Origin of the sequence: Halopolyspora algeriensis (genome assembly GCF_003337235.1) — a bacterium.
Lineage (GTDB): Bacteria > Actinomycetota > Actinomycetes > Mycobacteriales > Pseudonocardiaceae > Haloactinomyces > Haloactinomyces algeriensis.
The window spans coordinates 81,981-98,752 of the sequence record NZ_QPJC01000009.1; the positions used below are offsets into that span (position 1 = coordinate 81,981).

At 67.7% G+C, this 16,772-nt stretch carries 15 protein-coding genes; 5 read left to right on the forward strand and 10 right to left on the reverse strand.

Annotation, left to right across the window (positions count from 1 at the left end):
* Positions 1–13 precede the first annotated feature (13 nt).
* Positions 14–1,078, forward strand: coding sequence for a glutathione S-transferase family protein (locus DFQ14_RS14465; RefSeq protein ID WP_114453816.1), 1,065 nt, complete (start codon positions 14–16; stop codon positions 1,076–1,078).
* Between the two features lie 223 nt (positions 1,079–1,301).
* On the opposite strand, the gene DFQ14_RS14470 is transcribed toward DFQ14_RS14465, so the two are convergent.
* Positions 1,302–2,672: a phosphotransferase family protein gene (locus DFQ14_RS14470; protein WP_114453817.1), complete on the reverse strand. Its 1,371-nt coding sequence runs from the start codon at positions 2,670–2,672 to the stop codon at positions 1,302–1,304.
* Positions 2,673–3,061: 389 nt separating this feature from the next.
* The gene (locus tag DFQ14_RS14480; protein ID WP_114453819.1) at positions 3,062–4,327 is read right to left on the reverse strand and encodes an acyl-CoA dehydrogenase family protein; all 1,266 of its coding nucleotides are present in this window, start codon (positions 4,325–4,327) and stop codon (positions 3,062–3,064) included.
* Positions 4,328–4,687: 360 nt separating this feature from the next.
* Between DFQ14_RS14480 and DFQ14_RS14485 the strand changes: the two genes are divergently transcribed.
* Together DFQ14_RS14485 and DFQ14_RS14490 are read left to right on the forward strand one after the other, a co-directional pair.
* Complete coding sequence (locus DFQ14_RS14485; RefSeq protein WP_114453820.1) at positions 4,688–5,560, forward strand: crotonase/enoyl-CoA hydratase family protein; 873 nt, start codon at positions 4,688–4,690, stop codon at positions 5,558–5,560.
* The gene (locus DFQ14_RS14490; protein ID WP_114453821.1) at positions 5,557–6,351 is read left to right on the forward strand and encodes an SDR family NAD(P)-dependent oxidoreductase; all 795 of its coding nucleotides are present in this window, start codon (positions 5,557–5,559) and stop codon (positions 6,349–6,351) included. The genes DFQ14_RS14485 and DFQ14_RS14490 overlap by 4 nt, the downstream gene beginning before the upstream one ends.
* 64 nt (positions 6,352–6,415) lie before the next feature.
* Here DFQ14_RS14490 and DFQ14_RS14495 read toward each other — a convergent pair whose 3' ends face one another.
* From DFQ14_RS14495 to DFQ14_RS14510, 4 genes are all read right to left on the reverse strand, one after another.
* Positions 6,416–7,309 carry a crotonase/enoyl-CoA hydratase family protein gene (locus tag DFQ14_RS14495; protein WP_114453899.1) on the reverse strand — a complete coding sequence of 298 codons (894 nt, stop codon included), beginning with the start codon at positions 7,307–7,309 and terminating at the stop codon, positions 6,416–6,418.
* Positions 7,306–8,118, reverse strand: a complete 813-nt coding sequence (locus tag DFQ14_RS14500) for an enoyl-CoA hydratase/isomerase family protein (RefSeq protein ID WP_114453822.1) — start codon at positions 8,116–8,118, stop codon at positions 7,306–7,308. The genes DFQ14_RS14495 and DFQ14_RS14500 overlap by 4 nt, the downstream gene beginning before the upstream one ends.
* Positions 8,119–8,330: 212 nt before the next feature.
* Positions 8,331–9,476 carry a thiolase family protein gene (locus DFQ14_RS14505; protein WP_114453823.1) on the reverse strand — a complete coding sequence of 382 codons (1,146 nt, stop codon included), beginning with the start codon at positions 9,474–9,476 and terminating at the stop codon, positions 8,331–8,333.
* Positions 9,477–9,585: 109 nt separating this feature from the next.
* Positions 9,586–10,350 carry a crotonase/enoyl-CoA hydratase family protein gene (locus tag DFQ14_RS14510; RefSeq protein WP_246195633.1) on the reverse strand — a complete coding sequence of 255 codons (765 nt, stop codon included), beginning with the start codon at positions 10,348–10,350 and terminating at the stop codon, positions 9,586–9,588.
* Positions 10,351–10,586: 236 nt separating this feature from the next.
* Here DFQ14_RS14510 and DFQ14_RS14515 point away from each other — a divergent pair, with 236 nt between their 5' ends.
* Both DFQ14_RS14515 and DFQ14_RS14520 read left to right on the forward strand, forming a co-directional pair.
* Positions 10,587–10,856 (forward strand): hypothetical protein, encoded by a 270-nt coding sequence (locus DFQ14_RS14515; RefSeq protein ID WP_114453825.1) that lies wholly within the window; start codon positions 10,587–10,589, stop codon positions 10,854–10,856.
* Complete coding sequence (locus tag DFQ14_RS14520; protein ID WP_114453826.1) at positions 10,853–11,257, forward strand: type II toxin-antitoxin system VapC family toxin; 405 nt, start codon at positions 10,853–10,855, stop codon at positions 11,255–11,257. Before DFQ14_RS14515 ends, DFQ14_RS14520 begins: the two co-directional genes overlap by 4 nt.
* A gap of 111 nt (positions 11,258–11,368) precedes the next feature.
* Here the strand turns inward: DFQ14_RS14520 and DFQ14_RS14525 are convergent, their stop codons facing one another.
* From DFQ14_RS14525 to DFQ14_RS14540, 4 genes are all read right to left on the reverse strand, one after another.
* Positions 11,369–11,875, reverse strand: a complete 507-nt coding sequence (locus tag DFQ14_RS14525; RefSeq protein ID WP_114453827.1) for a DUF1990 family protein — start codon at positions 11,873–11,875, stop codon at positions 11,369–11,371.
* Positions 11,876–11,888: 13 nt separating this feature from the next.
* Entirely contained in the window at positions 11,889–13,352 is a 1,464-nt protein-coding gene (locus tag DFQ14_RS14530; protein WP_114453828.1) for a phytoene desaturase family protein, read from the reverse strand.
* Positions 13,349–15,163, reverse strand: coding sequence for a DUF3556 domain-containing protein (locus DFQ14_RS14535; protein ID WP_114453829.1), 1,815 nt, complete (start codon positions 15,161–15,163; stop codon positions 13,349–13,351). Before DFQ14_RS14535 ends, DFQ14_RS14530 begins: the two co-directional genes overlap by 4 nt.
* A gap of 73 nt (positions 15,164–15,236) precedes the next feature.
* The gene (locus DFQ14_RS14540) at positions 15,237–16,691 is read right to left on the reverse strand and encodes a class I adenylate-forming enzyme family protein (RefSeq protein ID WP_114453830.1); all 1,455 of its coding nucleotides are present in this window, start codon (positions 16,689–16,691) and stop codon (positions 15,237–15,239) included.
* Between the last annotated feature and the right edge of the window lie 81 nt (positions 16,692–16,772).

Here is a 16,772-nt window from a genome sequence, read left to right on the forward strand (position 1 = left end):
TAGGGTCGCAGGCGTGAGCGAGAGTTCGAAGGCCGCGCACAGCACCGAAAGGCCCGAGCACAGCCAGGCCGGGGTCTCCTCGGGCACGGGCACGGAGTACACCCGCGACACCCACTACATCTCGACCCGCATCACGGCTGACGGCCGCGACGGCTTTCCCGTTGAGCCCGGCCGGTACCGGCTGATCGGCGCGCGTGCCTGCCCGTGGGCGAACAGGGCGATCCTCGTTCGGCGGTTGCTCGGACTGGAAGACGCGATCTCGCTCGGCCTCGCAGGCCCGACGCATGACGCCCGCTCGTGGACGTTCGACCTCGATCCCGGCGGACGCGACCCGGTGCTGGGGATCGCACGCTTGCAAGAGGCCTACTTCCGGCGCGACCCGGACTACTCGAGGGGGATCACGGTTCCGGCGATCGTGGACACCACCACGGGCGCGGTGGTGACCAACGACTTCGCACAGATCACGATCGACCTGTCGACGCAGTGGCGCGACCATCACCGCGAGGGCGCCCCCGACCTGCTGCCCGACGAGCACCGGGACGAGATCGACGCGGTCAACCAGCGCGTGTTCACCGAGGTGAACAACGGCGTGTACCGGTGCGGATTCGCGGGAGACCAACGTGCCTACGACGAGGCCTACGAGCGCCTGTGGACCGCGCTCGACTGGCTGGAGGACCGGCTGCGCAACCAGCGCTACCTCGTCGGTGACTCGATCACCGAAGCCGACGTGCGATTGTTTCCCACCCTCGTGCGCTTCGACGCCGTCTACCACGGGCACTTCAAGTGCAACCGCAACAAACTCACCGAGATGCCCACCTTGTGGGCATATGCGCGCGACCTGTTCCAGACCCCCGGATTCGGGGACACGGTGGACTTCGAGCAGATCAAGCAGCACTACTACATCGTCCACCGCGACATCAATCCCACCGGGATCGTTCCGGCCGGGCCCGACCTGTCCGGATGGATCACACCCCACGGGCGCGAGTCTCTCGGCGGGCACCCGTTCGGCACCGGCACACCGCCCGGTCCCGCCGACGAGAACGAGCGAGTGAACCCGGCCCACACTCCCCTGCCCTGATCGACTCACGCACCGCCAGCCGGCCGAAACGCAGACCTGCCGGACCACGAACAGCTCCGCGAGTCACCGAATCCACTCCGTCGACGCGGTGCGTCACAGAAAACCGAGTTCCCGGACCGCTTCGAAGGCGGCTTCGAGCTGCCGGTAGGAATACGTTTTCCCCTCGAACCACAAGGCGGTATGGATCATCTTGGAGTCATCGAGGCACGAACGCTCGAGGGGATCAGGCCGGATCGGAGAGATAGCGGGGATTGGCCACGGTGAGTCTGTCGGTCACCGCCGCGCGCACGGCGGCGATCACCGCAGGATCGTCGGGATCGACCGTTTCGGCGCGGATCGCCGCGGCGAGTCCGGCCTGGTCGGTGAAGCCGAGTTCGGCCAGTCGCTGTTGATGCGTGTTCTGCTGCTGTTCGCCGAGCGTCAGTTCCCGCTCGACGGTGGCGAGCACGTTGGCCGCCACCCGCGTGTGGAAGTGGAACCGTCCCTCGTGGGCAGGCAGCACCTCGGTACGCAGGAATTCGCCCACCGCCGCGACCAGTTCGGCCGCCGAGGGATGACCGTGCAGATCCGAAGTCGGGTGCTCCGGCACGGCTGCACCGTCGGCCTCCGGCGGCGGGACCCCGAGCGCCAGCAGCAGGTCGTGTTCCTGCTCGCACACCCGGCGCCCGATCGCGGCCAGCTCCACCGACCTCGTCTCCCCGCTGAGATGGCGCTGCGCCTGAGCGCGGCACCCCACCGCCCATTTCGCGGTGCCGAACACCTCCCACCAGTGCACCGCCTCGGGGTCCGGTTTTGCACCGGCGACCTCGGCATAGCCGGCGAAGAGATCCTCCCGGGAACCGAAACCGCCGACAGGATGCGGGGAGCCGAACCGCCAAGCCTTCACACACAGCCAGCCCAGATCCTGCAGCGGGTCACCGAGGTGGACGAGCTCCCAATCCAGCACCGCCCGAAGCCCGGTGGGATCGACGATGAGATTGCCGTTGCGGAAATCGCCGTGCACCACCGTGGTGCCCGCACGCTCCGGCCGATTCGCCCGCAGCCAGTGCAACGCGAGCTCGACCGAGGGCAGTGGTTCCTCGAGCGCGTCATAGGTGGCCACGAGTTCTTCGAGGGGGTCGTGGTCGAGCAGCCCGGGCACCGACGACGGCGGGATGCTGTGAATCCGGGCCAGCACACCTCCCAGCTCGCGCGCGAGCGTGGCCCGGGCCGGCTCGAATTCCGGTTCCCGCAGCAGTCGCCGGGGAATGGTCTCGCCGTCCACCTGGGCGGTGATCAGGTACGGAGATCCCAGGATGGACTCATCGGTGCTGTGGTCGACCAACGCGGGCACCGGAACTTCCGATTCCTGTGCCGCCGCGATCACGGCCGCCTCCAGCGCCATCGACTCGGGCCGTCCGCATCCGGGCGGGTCTCGCCGCAACACCAGCCGACGCGGTGCGTCCTGCCGGTGCTGCGCTCCGAACGCCCAGGTTTCGCGGCTCGCCCCGCCACTGAGCTGGTGCAGGTCCGAAATCTCGACCGGCCCGCCCAGCACGGTACCGAGCCGGTCCCGAAGCCCTCCGGCGAGTTCGCGCGGCACATCCTCGTCCATCCGGCCTCACCTCCCGGATCCGCACATGTCCGAGGCTCGACCGCAGGGATCACTCACCCGATGTGAAATCCCGTGGTACCCGTGCTCGACCATGGCCTCGATCGTCGCGGCTGTGATCGCGTCCTCGCCGGAAGTCGCCGGTGCTGCGCCCCGAACGTATCCACCGGCCGATTCCTGCGCGCACGATCCCACTTCGGGAGTGCGGGAGTTCGTCGTACCTCGCTCGTCGCGCTGGTCTTGCGTGTCCCAACGCCCCCAGTTGCCGAGTTGCTGTCCGATCTCCCGAAAGTCGTGCATGAGCATCTCCGGTGACTCGTCGTTGATCGAGGATTGTCGGTCGGGTGGCCAACGGTGCGCGACAGGAACAGGCAGAACACGCAGCAGCGCGGTCAGGCGTTGCGACCGGCACGACGGGGACCGGCGAATCCGAACAAGTAACCGGCGACCTTGCGCATCTGCACCTCTTCGGATCCTTCCGTGATCCGGTAGCGGCGATGGTGCCGATAAATGTGCTCGAACGGGGTGTGCCGGGTATAGCCGAGTCCGCCGTGCACCTGCATCGCCCGGTCGGCCGCGTCGCACACCAGCCGGTTGGCACGGTAATTGCACATCGAGACCTTGTCGCTGATCTCCACGTGTTCGGTACGGTCGAGTTCCCAGGCCGTTTTGCGCACGAGGGTGCGCAGCAGCTCGGCCTCCGTCTGCAGCTCCACCAACGGCCACTGGATCGCCTGGCGGTCGGCCAGCGGCTGCCCGAACGTACTGCGCTGCCGGGTGTACTCGACGCTGCGGTCGATGCAGTACTGGGCGGCACCGACACCGGAAGCGGCCTGGCGGATGCGGTTCTCGTGCACGAAGTGCTGCGCCAGTGCGAGTCCCTCGCCGACCTCGCCGAACACCGCGGAGCCGGGAACCCGCACGTCGCGCAGGGTGACCTCGGCGTGGTCGGTGGGCATGTTGAACGTCCACCAGTGGAAGTCGACCGAGAATCCCGCGCTGTCGGTGGGCACGAGGAAAGCGGTGATGCCCGTGGCATCGCCGTCCTTGCCGGAGGTCCGCGCGAAAACGACATCGTGGGTGGCCGAGTGCAGCCCGGAGTTGAACCGCTTGCCGCCGTTGAGGATCCAGTCGTCACCGTCGGCGACGGCGGTGGTCTCCAGCCAGGTGGCATCGCTGCCGTGGTCCGGCTCGGTCAGCCCGAAGGCGACCCGCTTCTCCCGGGTGAGCATGCCCTCCACGAACTCGTCCTTCTGCTCCGCGGTGCCGAACGCCAGGAACATGTGCACGAACGGGAAATTGCCCACCACCGAGGACTCGTTCTGCAGGTCGTTGTGCAGACCGAGCCCTTTGGCCGCCAGATGCTCTCGGATGACGGCCATGTCCAGATTGGACCCACCGCTGCCGCCGGCTTCGGCGGGCAAGCCGTAGCGCAGCCAGCCCGCCTTGTCGGCACGGCGGAACATTTCCCCGAGCAACGCCTCCCACTCGGGACGCGGTGTGCCCCCGGCCTCGAAGTCGGTGCGGGCGAACTCGCGCCGATGGTCGAAGAAGCGCTCGTTGTCGTCCTGCTGCTGAAGGGGACGGATCTCGGCGTCGATGAACGCATCCAGGTCGGCAAGACGCTGTACGAGTTCGGCGGGCAGTTCGAAATCCATACACCCTCCTCAACGATTGTTCAGCTACGGTAAGGGCGCTGTGACGGCGAATACAAGAAGGAGCGCGGAGCATGCGTTCGCGGGTCGTCGGACCAAGCGTCCGGCCCATGACAGCGCCACACGGTCGCCCGTCCGACTCCGCTCTGCTGCAGCGCCCACGTCAAACGCGTCACCCGCTCGTCGAACTCGGTATGGGCGCGATGCTCGCCGCGAGCCGGCCACTGTGGACTGCAGTGGCCCGAATCGACATGGCAGTCAGTCTTGACTGCCCATGGCGGGCGACCTAACGTCGACGATCGTCGCCGGAACGCTGCGTCACCGGCATCATCCGTTCGCACATCGCCATCGCGAGGAGGCACCGTGACCGATCTCGTCGAGGAATCCACCAACGATGTCGACCATCGAGTGGCCTGCACCGTCGAGGACGGGGTGGCAGAAGTGCGATTGGCGCGAGCGGACAAGCTCAACGCCCTCGATCCGGCGATGTTCTCCGCCCTGGTGACCACCGGCCTCCGGATCCGGGACGATCCCCGCGTACGGGCCGTGGTCCTGCACGGCGCCGGCCGCGGCTTCTGCGCGGGATTGGATGTCGACTCGTTCCGGGACATGGTCACCGGTGACCACGAGCCGGACCGGCAACAGGCGGCACCGGCAGAACCGATCGGGCCGGCACGCGCTCCGGGGCAGCAGGCCGCCCATGTCTGGGCGCACCTGCCGATACCGGTGATCGCGGCGGTGCACGGTGTGGCGCTCGGCGGCGGGTTGCAGGTGGCGCTGGGTGCCGACATCCGACTGGTGGCTCCCGATGCCCACCTGTCGGTGATGGAGGTTCGGTGGGGCCTGATCCCCGACATGACGGGAACTCAGCTGCTTCCGGAACTCGTCGGGCGCGATGTCGCCAAGGAACTCACCTTCACCGGACGAGTGGTCACCGGGCAGGAAGCAGTCGCTCTCGGACTGGCCACGCGGGTCGAAGCGGATCCGCTCGCTGCCGCCCGCACACTGGCCGCCGAGATCGCCGCCAAGAGCCCCGACGCCATTCGCCATGCCAAACACCTGCTCGACTCGGCCGGCCACGTGAGCCTGGAGACCGGCTTCGCCGCCGAGCAGGACTCCATCCGCGCACTGATCGGCAGCTCCAACCAGACAGAGGCCGTCGAGGCCAATTTCGCCCGGCGCGCGCCGTCGTTCACCGACCCGTCTCCGTACCGACCCGCACAGGAGCGGCGATGACCAGCGCCGAGCACACGCAGGCCGGCGGCAACCCGTTCGATCTGCACGGCCACGTCGCCGTGGTCACCGGCGGCAACTCCGGCATCGGCCTGGCCATGGCCGAGGCGCTGGCCGCCGCCGGAGCGAACGTCTGCATCTGGGGCACCAACGAGGACCGCAACGCCACCGCCGCCGAGAAGCTGCGCTCACACGGCACGGGCGTGTTGGCGCTGGCCTGCGATGTCGCTGACGAAGGCCAGGTCGAGCAGGCGATGGGCCGCACCGTCGAGCACTTCGGCCGACTGGACTCGTGCTTTGCCAACGCCGGTGTGGGAGGCGCGGGAACCCGGTTCCTGGACACCGACCTCGACGAGTTCCGCAGGGTTACCCGGGTCAACATCGACGGCGCGTTTCTCACGCTGCGCGCCGCCGCGCGGCAGCTGGTCGACCAGGGTGAAGGCGGCAGCCTGGCGGGCACGGCCAGCCTCGCCGCCGTGCAGGGACAGCCGCGCGGGCAGGGCTACGCCTCGAGCAAGGGCGCGCTGATCTCGATGATCAAGTCGATCGCGATCGAACTCGCCCGACACCACATCCGCGCCAACGCGATCCTGCCCGGCTGGGTGAGCACCCCGATGGCCGATCCGGCACTGGAGTCGGAGCCGTTCCAGCGCCGGGTGCTTCCGCGAATGCCGGTGGGCCGATGGGGCAAACCCGACGACTTCGGAGCTCTGGCGGTGTATCTGGCCAGTCCGGCCACCGCTTTCCACACCGCCGACACCATCACCGTCGACGGCGGCTACTCGGCTTTCTGACACCGGGTCGATCAGCGACCTTCGTCCGTGGCCGGAGCGCTGATCGACCCACTGCTGTGCGCGGTCACATCCCATCCGGCCGCTGCGGCCAGTGCGGCATGAACTCGGGATAGTCGGTGCTCACCCGCATCGGGAACCGCGGCGGGCGCTTGTCCAGAAACGACGACACTCCTTCGGCTGCATCGGCGCCCGCGCCGAGCTCGTGGATGGCCTTCGAATCCAGCCGATGGGCCTCCCACGGCGTGGACGCACCGAGCATGCTCCACAGCAACTGCCGGGACACCGCCACCGAGACCCCGGAGGTGTTCTCGACGATCTCGGCAGCCACGCCCCGGGCGGCAGGCAGCAACTCGTCGTCGTCGAGCACCCGCGAGACCAACCCGCCTTCGCGGGCTTCGGCGGCGTCGAACACCCGGCCGGTGGCAGCCCATTCCATGGCTTGCGAGATCCCGACCACCCGCGGCAGGAACCAGGCCGAGGCCGCTTCCGGCACGAGGCCGCGCCGGGCGAACACGAACCCGAACCGGGCCGAGGCACCGGCCAACCGGATGTCCATCGGCAGCGTCATCGTCGCACCGACCCCCACGGCCGGGCCGTTGATCGCGGCGATCACCGGCTTGCGCGCGGCCGCGATCCGCAACGCGACCGTGCCCCCGCCATCACGCGGCACCCCGTCGATCTCGCCCGTCTCCCACCGCACGGCCCGATGCTGCCCATCGCCGGTATCGGCGTTGAAGGTCTCGGCCCCGTCGCTGAGATCGGCGCCCGCGCAGAAACCACGTCCGGCGCCGGTGACGATCACCGCGCGGACCTCGTCGTCGGCGTCGACCGCGTCGAAGGCCTCGATCAGCTCCCGGCGCATCGTCGTGGTGAAGGCGTTGAGCTGTTCCGGACGATCGAGAGTGATCGTGGCGATTCCGTCGGCGGTCTCGGAGGAAATGTGCTCGTAGGTACTCATCGCACCGCCCAACGTCCGGTGAATTCCGGTTCGGTTTTGGTTCGGAAGGCCTCAAATGCTGCGGTCGTGTCCTCGGTGGCGAAGTTGACCGTCTGCGCCCGTGCCTCACCGGCCAGTGCCTGCTGAAACGTCTGATCCACGCTCTCGTTGAGCAACGCCTTGGTCTGGGCCAGTGCCACCGGTGGGCCGTGGCTGAGTCGCTGTGCCAGCTCGGCGACGAAACCGTCGATGTCCTCGAGGTTTTTCACCCAGGTCACCAAACCGAGCCCACGAGCTTCCTCGGCCTCGACGAAATCACCCAGCAACGCCAGACGCTTGGCCTGCTGCAACCCCACGATGCGCGGCAGCAACCACGAACCGCCGAAGTCCAGCGACAGTCCCCGCCGCGCGAAGATCTGGGAAAACCGCGCCTCCGGCGAGGCCACCACCAGGTCACAACCCAGCGCCAGGTTCCACCCGGCGCCGACCGCCACCCCGGACACCTGCGCGATGACCGGCTTGCCCAGCTCGTGCAGGGCCATGGCCACGTCATTGATCCCGCCCATCCGGTCCAACGGGTGCTGGGTGTCGTCGTCACCGCCGAGGTCGGCTCCGGCGCAGAAGTCCCCACCGGCACCGGTGAGCACCACCACCCGCACCTCGGCACTGTCCCGGGCCGTGCACACCGCCTCGTGCAGCAGCGACCACATCCCTCGATCGATCGCGTTCTTGCGATGCGGCCGGTTCAACGTCACCGTCAGCACCGCCCCGTCCCGCTCCGTCAGGACCGGCTGCTCCGTGCTTGCTCGCTCCTCGGGCTTGATGGCCATGACCTCCGCACTCCGATCCTTTTGGCATCACCCACGGCAGCACTCTCGGACCCCGGGCAGTCCTCACCCGGCGGGTGTCCTGAGTGGAGGATTGTCGCGCCGGGCCGCTCCGCGGAGTGCGGGCCCGGCAGAAAAGGAGCCGTACACCTCGACGTCCTCACCCGGGGGCGAGCAGCGCTGCTCGCCCCCGGCCGGTTCTCCTGCGCACACCGTCACAGCAGTTCGAGGATGGTGGCGTTGGCCTGTCCGCCGCCCTCGCACATGGTTTGCAGCCCGTACTGCACCCCAGCAGCGCGCATGTGGTGAGCCAGCGTGGTCATCAACCGCGCACCGCTACCGCCGAGCGGGTGCCCCAGCGCGATCGCCCCGCCATGCGGATTCAGCAGTTTGGCCTCGGCCCCGATCTCGGCCAGCCAGGCCATCGGCACCGGCGCGAACGCCTCGTTGACCTCGAAGGCCCCGATCTGCTCCAGCGACAGGCCACTGCGGGCCAGCACCTTACGGGTGGCCGGGATCGGCGCCGTGAGCATGATCACCGGGTCGTCACCGGCCAGGGCCACGGTGTGCACCCGCGCCACCGGACGCAGCCCCAACTCGGCCGCCTTCTCACTCGTGGTCATCAACAGCGCGGCCGCCCCGTCGCTGATCTGCGAGCTGTTGCCCGCGGTGATCACACCGTCCTCGCAGAAGGCGGGCTTGAGCCCGGCCAGCCCCTCGACGGTGCCGCCCCGACGCACCCCCTCGTCGCGGTCGACCACGCCGCCGTCCGGCAGACTCACCGGGAGGATCTGCTCATCGAAGGCCCCGGCATCCTGGGCGGCCGCGGCCTTCTCGTGCGAGGCCAGGCTGAACTCGTCGACCCGGGCCCGGCTGAGTCCCCACCGCTGGGCGATCATCTCGGCACCCACACCCTGGTTGGGCACGACTCCCTCGTAGCGCTGCAGCATCCGCTCGCCGAACGGATCGGCCCCCTGCGCCGAGGAGCCGATCGGCACCCGGCTCATCGACTCCACCCCGCCGGCCACGACCACGTCGTAATGGCCCGCCACCAAACCGGCCGCGGCGAAATGCACCGACTGCTGCGACGATCCGCACTGCCGATCCACGGTCACCCCGGTGACACTTTCCGGCCACCCCGCCGCCAGCACCGCGTTGCGGGCGATGTCCATGGTCTGCTCACCGACCTGGCCCACACAGCCCCAGACCACATCGTCGACCTCGGCAGGATCCAGCCCCGCCCGAGCGGTCAATCCGCTCAGCACCTGCGCCGACAACTCGACCGGATGCACCCCCGACAGCGCACCGTTGCGCTTGCCCACCGGAGTCCGCACCGCTTCCACGATCACCGCATCACGCATACCGCCTCCTTTGCTCGCAACCCCTGCACACGGGCCGAGGCCATCCGGGCCCGGCCGCTACCGCGCCGACGCCGAACTTGCCGCCCTGCCTGCTCGATTCCTTCCGTGCTCACTCGCCCCGCCAGACCGGTCGGCGCTTCTCCGCGAAAGCACGGGCACCCTCCTGCGCGTCCGCGGAGGCGAACACCGGGGCGGCGATCTCGGATTGCGACGCGAACGCCTCGGCGTCGGTCCACTGCACGGCCCCCGAGACGATCTGCTTGGTCGCCCGCACCGCCAACGGGCCGTTCTCGGCGATGCGCGCCGCCAGCTCGCGCGCACCGGCCAGCGCCTGCCCCGGCTCGGTCACCGTGTTCACCACACCGTGCGCCTGCGCCTGCTCGGCCGTGAACGGATCACCGGTCAGCGCGGCCTCCATCGCCAGCTGGTACGGCAACGTCTTGGGCAACCGCAGCAAACCCCCGGCCGCGGCCACAAGACCACGCTTGACCTCGGGCAGGCCGAACTGTGCATCCCGGGCCGCCACGATGAGGTCGGCACTGAGCGCCAACTCGCACCCTCCCGCCAGGGCCCACCCCTCAACAGCGGCGATCAACGGTTTCGACGGCGGACACTCGGTCAAACCACCGAACCCCCGACCGGGAAGCGACGGGCGCTCTCCCCGGGAGAACGCCTTGAGATCCATACCGGCACAAAAAGTGCCACCCGCTCCCGTGATGATCCCGGCCGTCACATCGGAGCGGGACTCGAGTTCGTCCACCGCGGCGACAATGCCCTCGACCACCGCGCCGTCGACGGCGTTGCGCGCCTCCGGACGGTTGAGGGTGATCACGGCCAGACCATCACCGAATTCGGTCAACACGCTGTCACTCACGCGGCATCCCCTCTGTCGCCCACAGGGCCCTCCGGAAACGGCCGCCTCAGTCTCACCCCACCCCCCGAAACAGTCAAGGCAGACTGCTACTCGGCGCCGGGGGGCGGTTCGACCGCTCATCCCCGTGTGTGCTCCCAGGCTCGGAGCGCAACCAAGCGAGACAGATGACAGCATTCTATACCGTCAGACTATGCCACTACTATGTGACTGCTTTCCATGCCTGCTACTGTGGAGAGGTGACTGGCAAGCTCACCATCCGTGACGTCGACGAGAGCGACCTGGACATCCTCAAAACAGCCGCACGCAACCAGGGCACGTCGCTGAACCGCTACGTCACCGCACTTCTGCACGAACAGGCCCAGCGTGAGCACCACCGCGCACTCTTCGCCCGGATCGCCGCGCAGGAACCCGACATGTCGCCCGTGGACTCCGTCGCCGAAGTCCGCGCGATGCGCGACGAGCAGGACGCCGGCGATGCCGAGCAACACCGGAGCACGAACTCGTGATCACCAATGCGGTCATCGACGCCTCGACCCTGGTCGACGCATTGCTGCCCGGACCGGGCAATGACCCGGTTCGCGATTGCCTGAGCGAGCTCACCGAGTTCAGCGGACCCGAGCATCTCCGCATGGAGGTGCTCAACGTCCTCCGGCGCATGGCCAACAACCAACCCCAACCCTCCCCCACCCTGATCACAGCACGACGCACACTGGTCGAGCTCAACATCACCCTCGTGCCCGTGACCGCGATGCACGAGCGGGTCTGGCAACTCAGGCACACTCTGACCGCCTACGACGCCGCCTACGCCGCTGCCGCGGAATACCTCCAGGTGCCACTGCTGACCAGCGACCAAGCACTGACCAAACACCCGGACCTCCAGTGCACCATCATCGATCCACGCGAGTAGCAACAGGACTGTCCGGGACACGCATCCCGGTGACGGGGAGTGCCGGAAAAGCGGTGCAGCTCGGATTCCTCAGAACATTGGCACACCTCGGTTGCTTCCACGGCGATTCAGTCACGTGGAGGCCAGCCTCCGCAGGTACAGCCGCGCCATGAGTTTCTGCCCGAGTCCGACGAAAGGCCCCAACGCTTTCAGCAAAGCGTGGGCAGGGCGAGCGAAGGAGGTGACCGAGGCGTACACATCTCCCGAGGCGGGATCGTACGTGATGGCGAACAGCTCTTCTCCGACCAGCGGATGACCGGGCAGCGTTCCGTAGGCGAACCCGCGCCGGTCGAGCTCGTCCACGACGTAGACGACCCGGCACGGAATCCGCAGCGGGCCGCGTCGCAGAACGAGTTCCGCATCCGGTACTACCTGCGCACTCGTGGTGTCGACCTCCACCCCGAGGCCCCGTTGCATGCCCCAGCGCATGAGATGCTGCGAAAGCGTCTCGAAGAGCTCACGGCCGGTTCCCACACGGCGTCGTACGGAGAGATGACGATAGCCGTGCGGTAATCGACCCTCCGTTGCTCCCCGTTCCCGATAGGTCAGCGGAAGACTCCGGTAGTGCTCGAGGTCCATGGTCGTCTGCCTTTCAGTCGGACGGCGCGCTCTTTCGGGCTTCACGCGCAGATCCGGCTGTGCCGTGTTTCAGATACTCGAGTGCCGATCGGGCTGCGTGGAATCCGCACATGCCGTGCGCGCCCGCACCGGGAGGTGTCGCGGCCGAGCAGAGGTAGACGCCAGGTATGCCGGTGGCATAGGGGTCGAGCGCCACGCGCGGCCGGGACACGAGCTGCCACGCACTGTTCGCTCCGGAGACGATGTCGCCACCGACGTAGTTGGGATTGTGGACGGACATGTCCGTTGTGCTGCGCACGTGGGTGGCGCGCACGGTGTCGCGGAAACCCGGTGCGAAGCGCTCGATTTGTGCCGTGATCGCCTCGGTGGCGTCGCCGGTGTAGCCACTGGGTACGTGCGCGTACGTATAGACGGGATGCAGATTTCCGGCCGAGCGAGAGGGGTCGGCGACGGACTGCTGGCCGACGAGCACGAACGGGCGGTCGGGCATGACGCCCTGGTTCACCTGCCGCTCCACCGCGGCGGTTTCGGCGAACGAGCCGCACACGTGCACGGTGCCGGCACGGCGCGACGGTTCGTGGGCCCACGGCACGCCCCCCTCGACCGCGTAGTCCACCTTGAAGGCGCCCGGCCCGTGACGGTAGCGACGGTAGGCGCGGGCGGTTTTCCGGGGCATCCGGTCGCCGGTGATGCGCACGGCATCGGCCGGGGACGTGTCGAGGAGAACGAGGTCGGGCGCGCCGAGTTCGGCAAGGGACTCGACGCGCACGCCGGTTTCGACGCTCCCACCGCTCTTCTCGATCAGAGACGCCATGGTCGTGGCGATCGCCTGCGATCCACCCTGCGCGACCGGCCAACCGCAGGCATGGGCGGCGGTGCCGAGCGCGACCCCGATGGCCGAGGACATCGGCGAGCCGAAGGGGCGCAGAGCATGCGCCGCGACGCCGCCGAACAGTGCCCGCGCCTCCGGGCTGGACCAGCGGCGCCCGAGGAGGGTTGCGGGCATCGCCGCGTAGGCTCCGAACCGGGCGAGCAACAGCGGATGCGCAGGCACGTGCAGCATCGGACGCAGGAAGTCCTCGGTGATGCCGCCGAAGCGCTCGGTCAGTGCTCCGAAGACCGAGCGCCAGGCAGCACCGTCGGCACCGATCTCGGCGGCCGTCTCCTCCACAGAGCGGTAGACCGCGCCACCTCGCCCGTTGTCGAGTGGATGGGTGTACTGCACGTCGGGCCACAACCACCTCAGACCGTGAGCCTGCAGGTCGTACTGCCGGCTGAACGGCGTATCGACGGCCAACGGATGGAAACCGCTGCATTCGTCGTGGAGCAGCCCCGGCAGCGTCAGCTCACTGCTGCGGGTGCCGCCGCCGATCGTGTCGGCCGCTTCCAGTACCCGTACCCGCACGCCCTCGGAGGCGAGGACGACGGCGGCAGCGAGCCCGTTGGGCCCGCTGCCCACCACCACTGCGTCGGTCATGCACTCTCCTTGGCATCCATGGCGACCGCAGGGTGGGAGTAGGCCGTCCCGGCCGGCTCGTATCCGGGCATCCGCCAGGTCACGGTGTGCTCGATCGGCCCGTTGGGCAGCCACGGCTGCTCCTCGACGGCGGCGTCGACATGGTAGTACCCGCGCTCGACGACACCGACGGCCGCGTCGATGACCTTGTAGTCCTGGGTTTTCCTGTGAATGGGCTGCGACTCGATCCAGACGACGACGCACTCGCCGGGGGAGAAGTGGCAACGCTGCTGCACGGCCGTGATGGTCTGCTCGTTGTGCAGATGGGCGTCCCCGAACTGCCACCCCACGAGGGTCGTGCAGGTGAACTCGCCTTCCCGGATGCGATAGTTCTCGAGCTCGTCGAGGTGCCGCATCATCAGCGACATCAACGCGCGGCCCTGGCTGTGCAGAGTGCGCCACGCGACCGCCTTCTGCATGAAGATCTCGGCGACCTCCTTGCCGTACGCGGCGGAGAGCTGATCGACCTGGTTGTCGTTGAACTTGGTCAGGTGCTGATTGAGCTTGTTCTCGACCTCGTCACCGCGGAATGCCCACAGGGCCGACGCCCAGTTGCCTGCGTACTGGCGCATCGACGGCAGGAACGACACCAGGTCGGGACGCAGGTTGCCGAGGATCGGGAAGGCCACGAAGGCCGCGAAGACCAGCAGCAGGATCCACGGCGAGCTCACATCGGCAAGGCCGTAGCCGTCACCGGCCGGGAAACCGGCGAAGAGCCAGACGGGGGCGAACATGTAGAAGACGTTCCACTCCAGCGGCACCGCCAGCGGGAAGGTGGAGGTGATGAAGATGTGGAACAGGATCATGCCGGCAATCGCCAGCCACGTGACGGCCATGTTCGTCGAAAACAGCAGGACCAGCGGCAGGACCAGCTCGACGACGGTGCCGCCGATGTGCGCGAAGGTCCAGGTGACCTTCGAGGGGCGCATGTCGTCGGGGAAGTCGCGGTAGAGCGAACGCTTGAACCGCTTGGACGTCAGCCACGGCGTATTGCTCAGCATCGGCGGGACCACATTGGTGAAGTGACGCCCGAACTTCGAGACACCGGCACCGAACCAAACGGTGACCAGAGCGACCTTGGCCGCAAGAACCATGTCGACGTGACTGCTGAAGAGGCCGAAGAAGAACATCACCGCGAGGTACTGCTCGGAACGGGCCGCGAGGAACACGACGCGGTCGCGCAGCCCCATCGCGATGATGAGGCCGACGTAGGTCAGCAGACCCCACTGGGGCAGCAGTCCCACGTCGCTGCCCGGCAGCGCACCGGTCGTCACACCGGGACTGACCAGCAGGAACAGCAACGTCGCCAGCAGTGCGAAGTACAGCGCAACGTCGAAGGTGGTGCGGTGGTCGCCCTTGGTGAAAGGAACGGCCCTCTGCCAGGGAGGAAGTCGCAGGGTGCCCCGCCGCGTCCAGTACCGCCAACCACCGGTGAACGGCGAGAACTTGAAAGCCAGCGGGCCGGACGATGACGCGTATCCGGTGATTTCGAACAGAATGGTCCAGACCATCAGTTTCTGGTAGACGATCAGTTCGCCCCACCAGGCGCCGAATTCGCCGAAACTCAGACCGGGAGTGGTGATCCCGACGATGGCGACGCCGGCCAGAACGTAGAAGATCAGCTTGTACACGTACAGCATGTTCATCGTCTTCGGACTGCCGAATCCGTATTCGGCCCAGTGCGTCGCCTGCAGACGCATCCGATCCATGAAAGGCATGTCGCCGTAGGCCGCAGGGTCGACCGGTGGCATGTCTGCCGTCTTGAAACCCATTGCTGCTCCTCGATTGCGCAGGGGGTGTCACCGCGAGGAACGCTCGCGTTGTCGTCGAAGGCGGAGTGAAATGTCAGATGTGCTGCAGCCTGCTCCTGAGAGCAGGTTTGTCGACCTTTCCGACGGAGTTCTTCGGCAGGTCCTCGAGAATCTCGATGTGCTCGGGAACCTTGGCGCGCATCAACTGCAGGCGGCAGTGCTCGAGCACGTCATCCGCGGTCAGCGACGAATCCGGATACAGCGACACGTACGCCACGGGTACTTCTCCGAAGACAGGATCGGGGCGGCCGACGACGGTGGCTTCGAGCACGCCCTCGAGGCTCGTCAGGACCGTCTCGATCTCCTTGGGGTAGAGGTTCTCGCCACCACGGATGATCATGTCCTTGACGCGGTCGACGATGCGCAGATAGCCGTCCTCGTCGAGGACACCGACGTCGCCGGTGTGCAGCCAGCCGTCCCGGATCGTCTCGGCGGTCGTGTCGGGGCGGTTGAGGTAGCCGCGCATCACGGTGGGTCCCGCGACGACGACCTCACCGCGTTGGCCGGCCGGCAGCAGTTCTCCGCTCTCGGACATGACGCCGATCGTTTGACCGGGCAACGCCGGCCCGACGGTGCCGGGTTTGCGAACTCCGTCGATCGGGTTGCAGGCGGACGCGCACGTTCCCTCGGTCAGGCCGTAACCCTCGACCATGACGAAGCCGAATCGTTCTTGGCAACGATGCAGCAGTTCCTCCGATGCCGGAGCCGCACCACAAACGGTGAACCGCAGCGATGAGGTATCGGGGCGGACGTCCTCGGGCAGCGATGCGAGCAGGGCGTAGATCGTCGGAACGGCCGAGAAATAGGTCGGACGCAGCTTTTCCACGTGGTCGAAGAATTGACCGGCCGAGAATTGTCCCACCACGCTGAGCTGACCGCCCGAACGCCAAATCGACAGTGCACTGACCATGATGGCGTTGACGTGGAACAGCGGCAGCACCAGCAGGCAGTGATCATCGCTGGTCAGACCGAAGTGCGCGGCCATCGTCGACGACATCGCCTCGGCGTTGGCATGATCGAGCATGACGCCTTTCGGACGACCGGTCGAACCACTGGTGTAGATCAGCAAGCTCAGTTCGTCGCCGACCACAGCGACCGGGTCCGGGCCCTCGCCGTTGCGGACCAGGTCGTCCACGGCGATGCTCGGGCATCCGCCACTGGGCGCGTCGGCGTCGAGGTTGACCACGAGTTTCGCGCCGGAATCATGGATCTGGTAGGTGGCCTCCTGCTCGGTGAACGCGGGGTTCACCGGCGTCGCCGCCGCGCCCAGGCGCCACGCGGCAAGCAAAGTGACCAGCAGCTCGACCCGGTTCGGCAGCATGATCGCCACGACGTCGCCCGCGCCGAACCCGTGCCCGGCCAGTTGTCCGGCTACCGCGCGAGTCCAATCATCGAGCTCGGCGTAGGTCAGCTCCACCCGAGCGTCGCGTACCGCCACATGCCCCTGCGCGTCGGCAGGAGCGTTCCACGGCAGGTAGTCGAAAGACATCGTGCAACTCCTCGGTGTGATGTGCACCGCATTCTCTGTGGCACATGACACTAAGGGGCGGCAGGACGTCCGCCTACGGCC

Coding starts and splice junctions, on each gene's coding strand:
- DFQ14_RS14530 (WP_114453828.1), bottom strand. CDS start 13,352: ATGACCGACGCAGTGGTGGTGGGCAGCGGGCCCAACGGGCTCGCTGCC.
- DFQ14_RS14495 (WP_114453899.1), bottom strand. CDS start 7,309: ATGAGTACCTACGAGCACATTTCCTCCGAGACCGCCGACGGAATCGCC.
- DFQ14_RS14480 (WP_114453819.1), bottom strand. CDS start 4,327: ATGGATTTCGAACTGCCCGCCGAACTCGTACAGCGTCTTGCCGACCTG.
- DFQ14_RS14500 (WP_114453822.1), bottom strand. CDS start 8,118: ATGGCCATCAAGCCCGAGGAGCGAGCAAGCACGGAGCAGCCGGTCCTG.
- DFQ14_RS14505 (WP_114453823.1), bottom strand. CDS start 9,476: ATGCGTGATGCGGTGATCGTGGAAGCGGTGCGGACTCCGGTGGGCAAG.
- DFQ14_RS14535 (WP_114453829.1), bottom strand. CDS start 15,163: ATGGGTTTCAAGACGGCAGACATGCCACCGGTCGACCCTGCGGCCTAC.
- DFQ14_RS14470 (WP_114453817.1), bottom strand. CDS start 2,672: ATGGACGAGGATGTGCCGCGCGAACTCGCCGGAGGGCTTCGGGACCGG.
- DFQ14_RS14490 (WP_114453821.1), top strand. CDS start 5,557: ATGACCAGCGCCGAGCACACGCAGGCCGGCGGCAACCCGTTCGATCTG.
- DFQ14_RS14540 (WP_114453830.1), bottom strand. CDS start 16,691: ATGTCTTTCGACTACCTGCCGTGGAACGCTCCTGCCGACGCGCAGGGG.
- DFQ14_RS14525 (WP_114453827.1), bottom strand. CDS start 11,875: ATGGACCTCGAGCACTACCGGAGTCTTCCGCTGACCTATCGGGAACGG.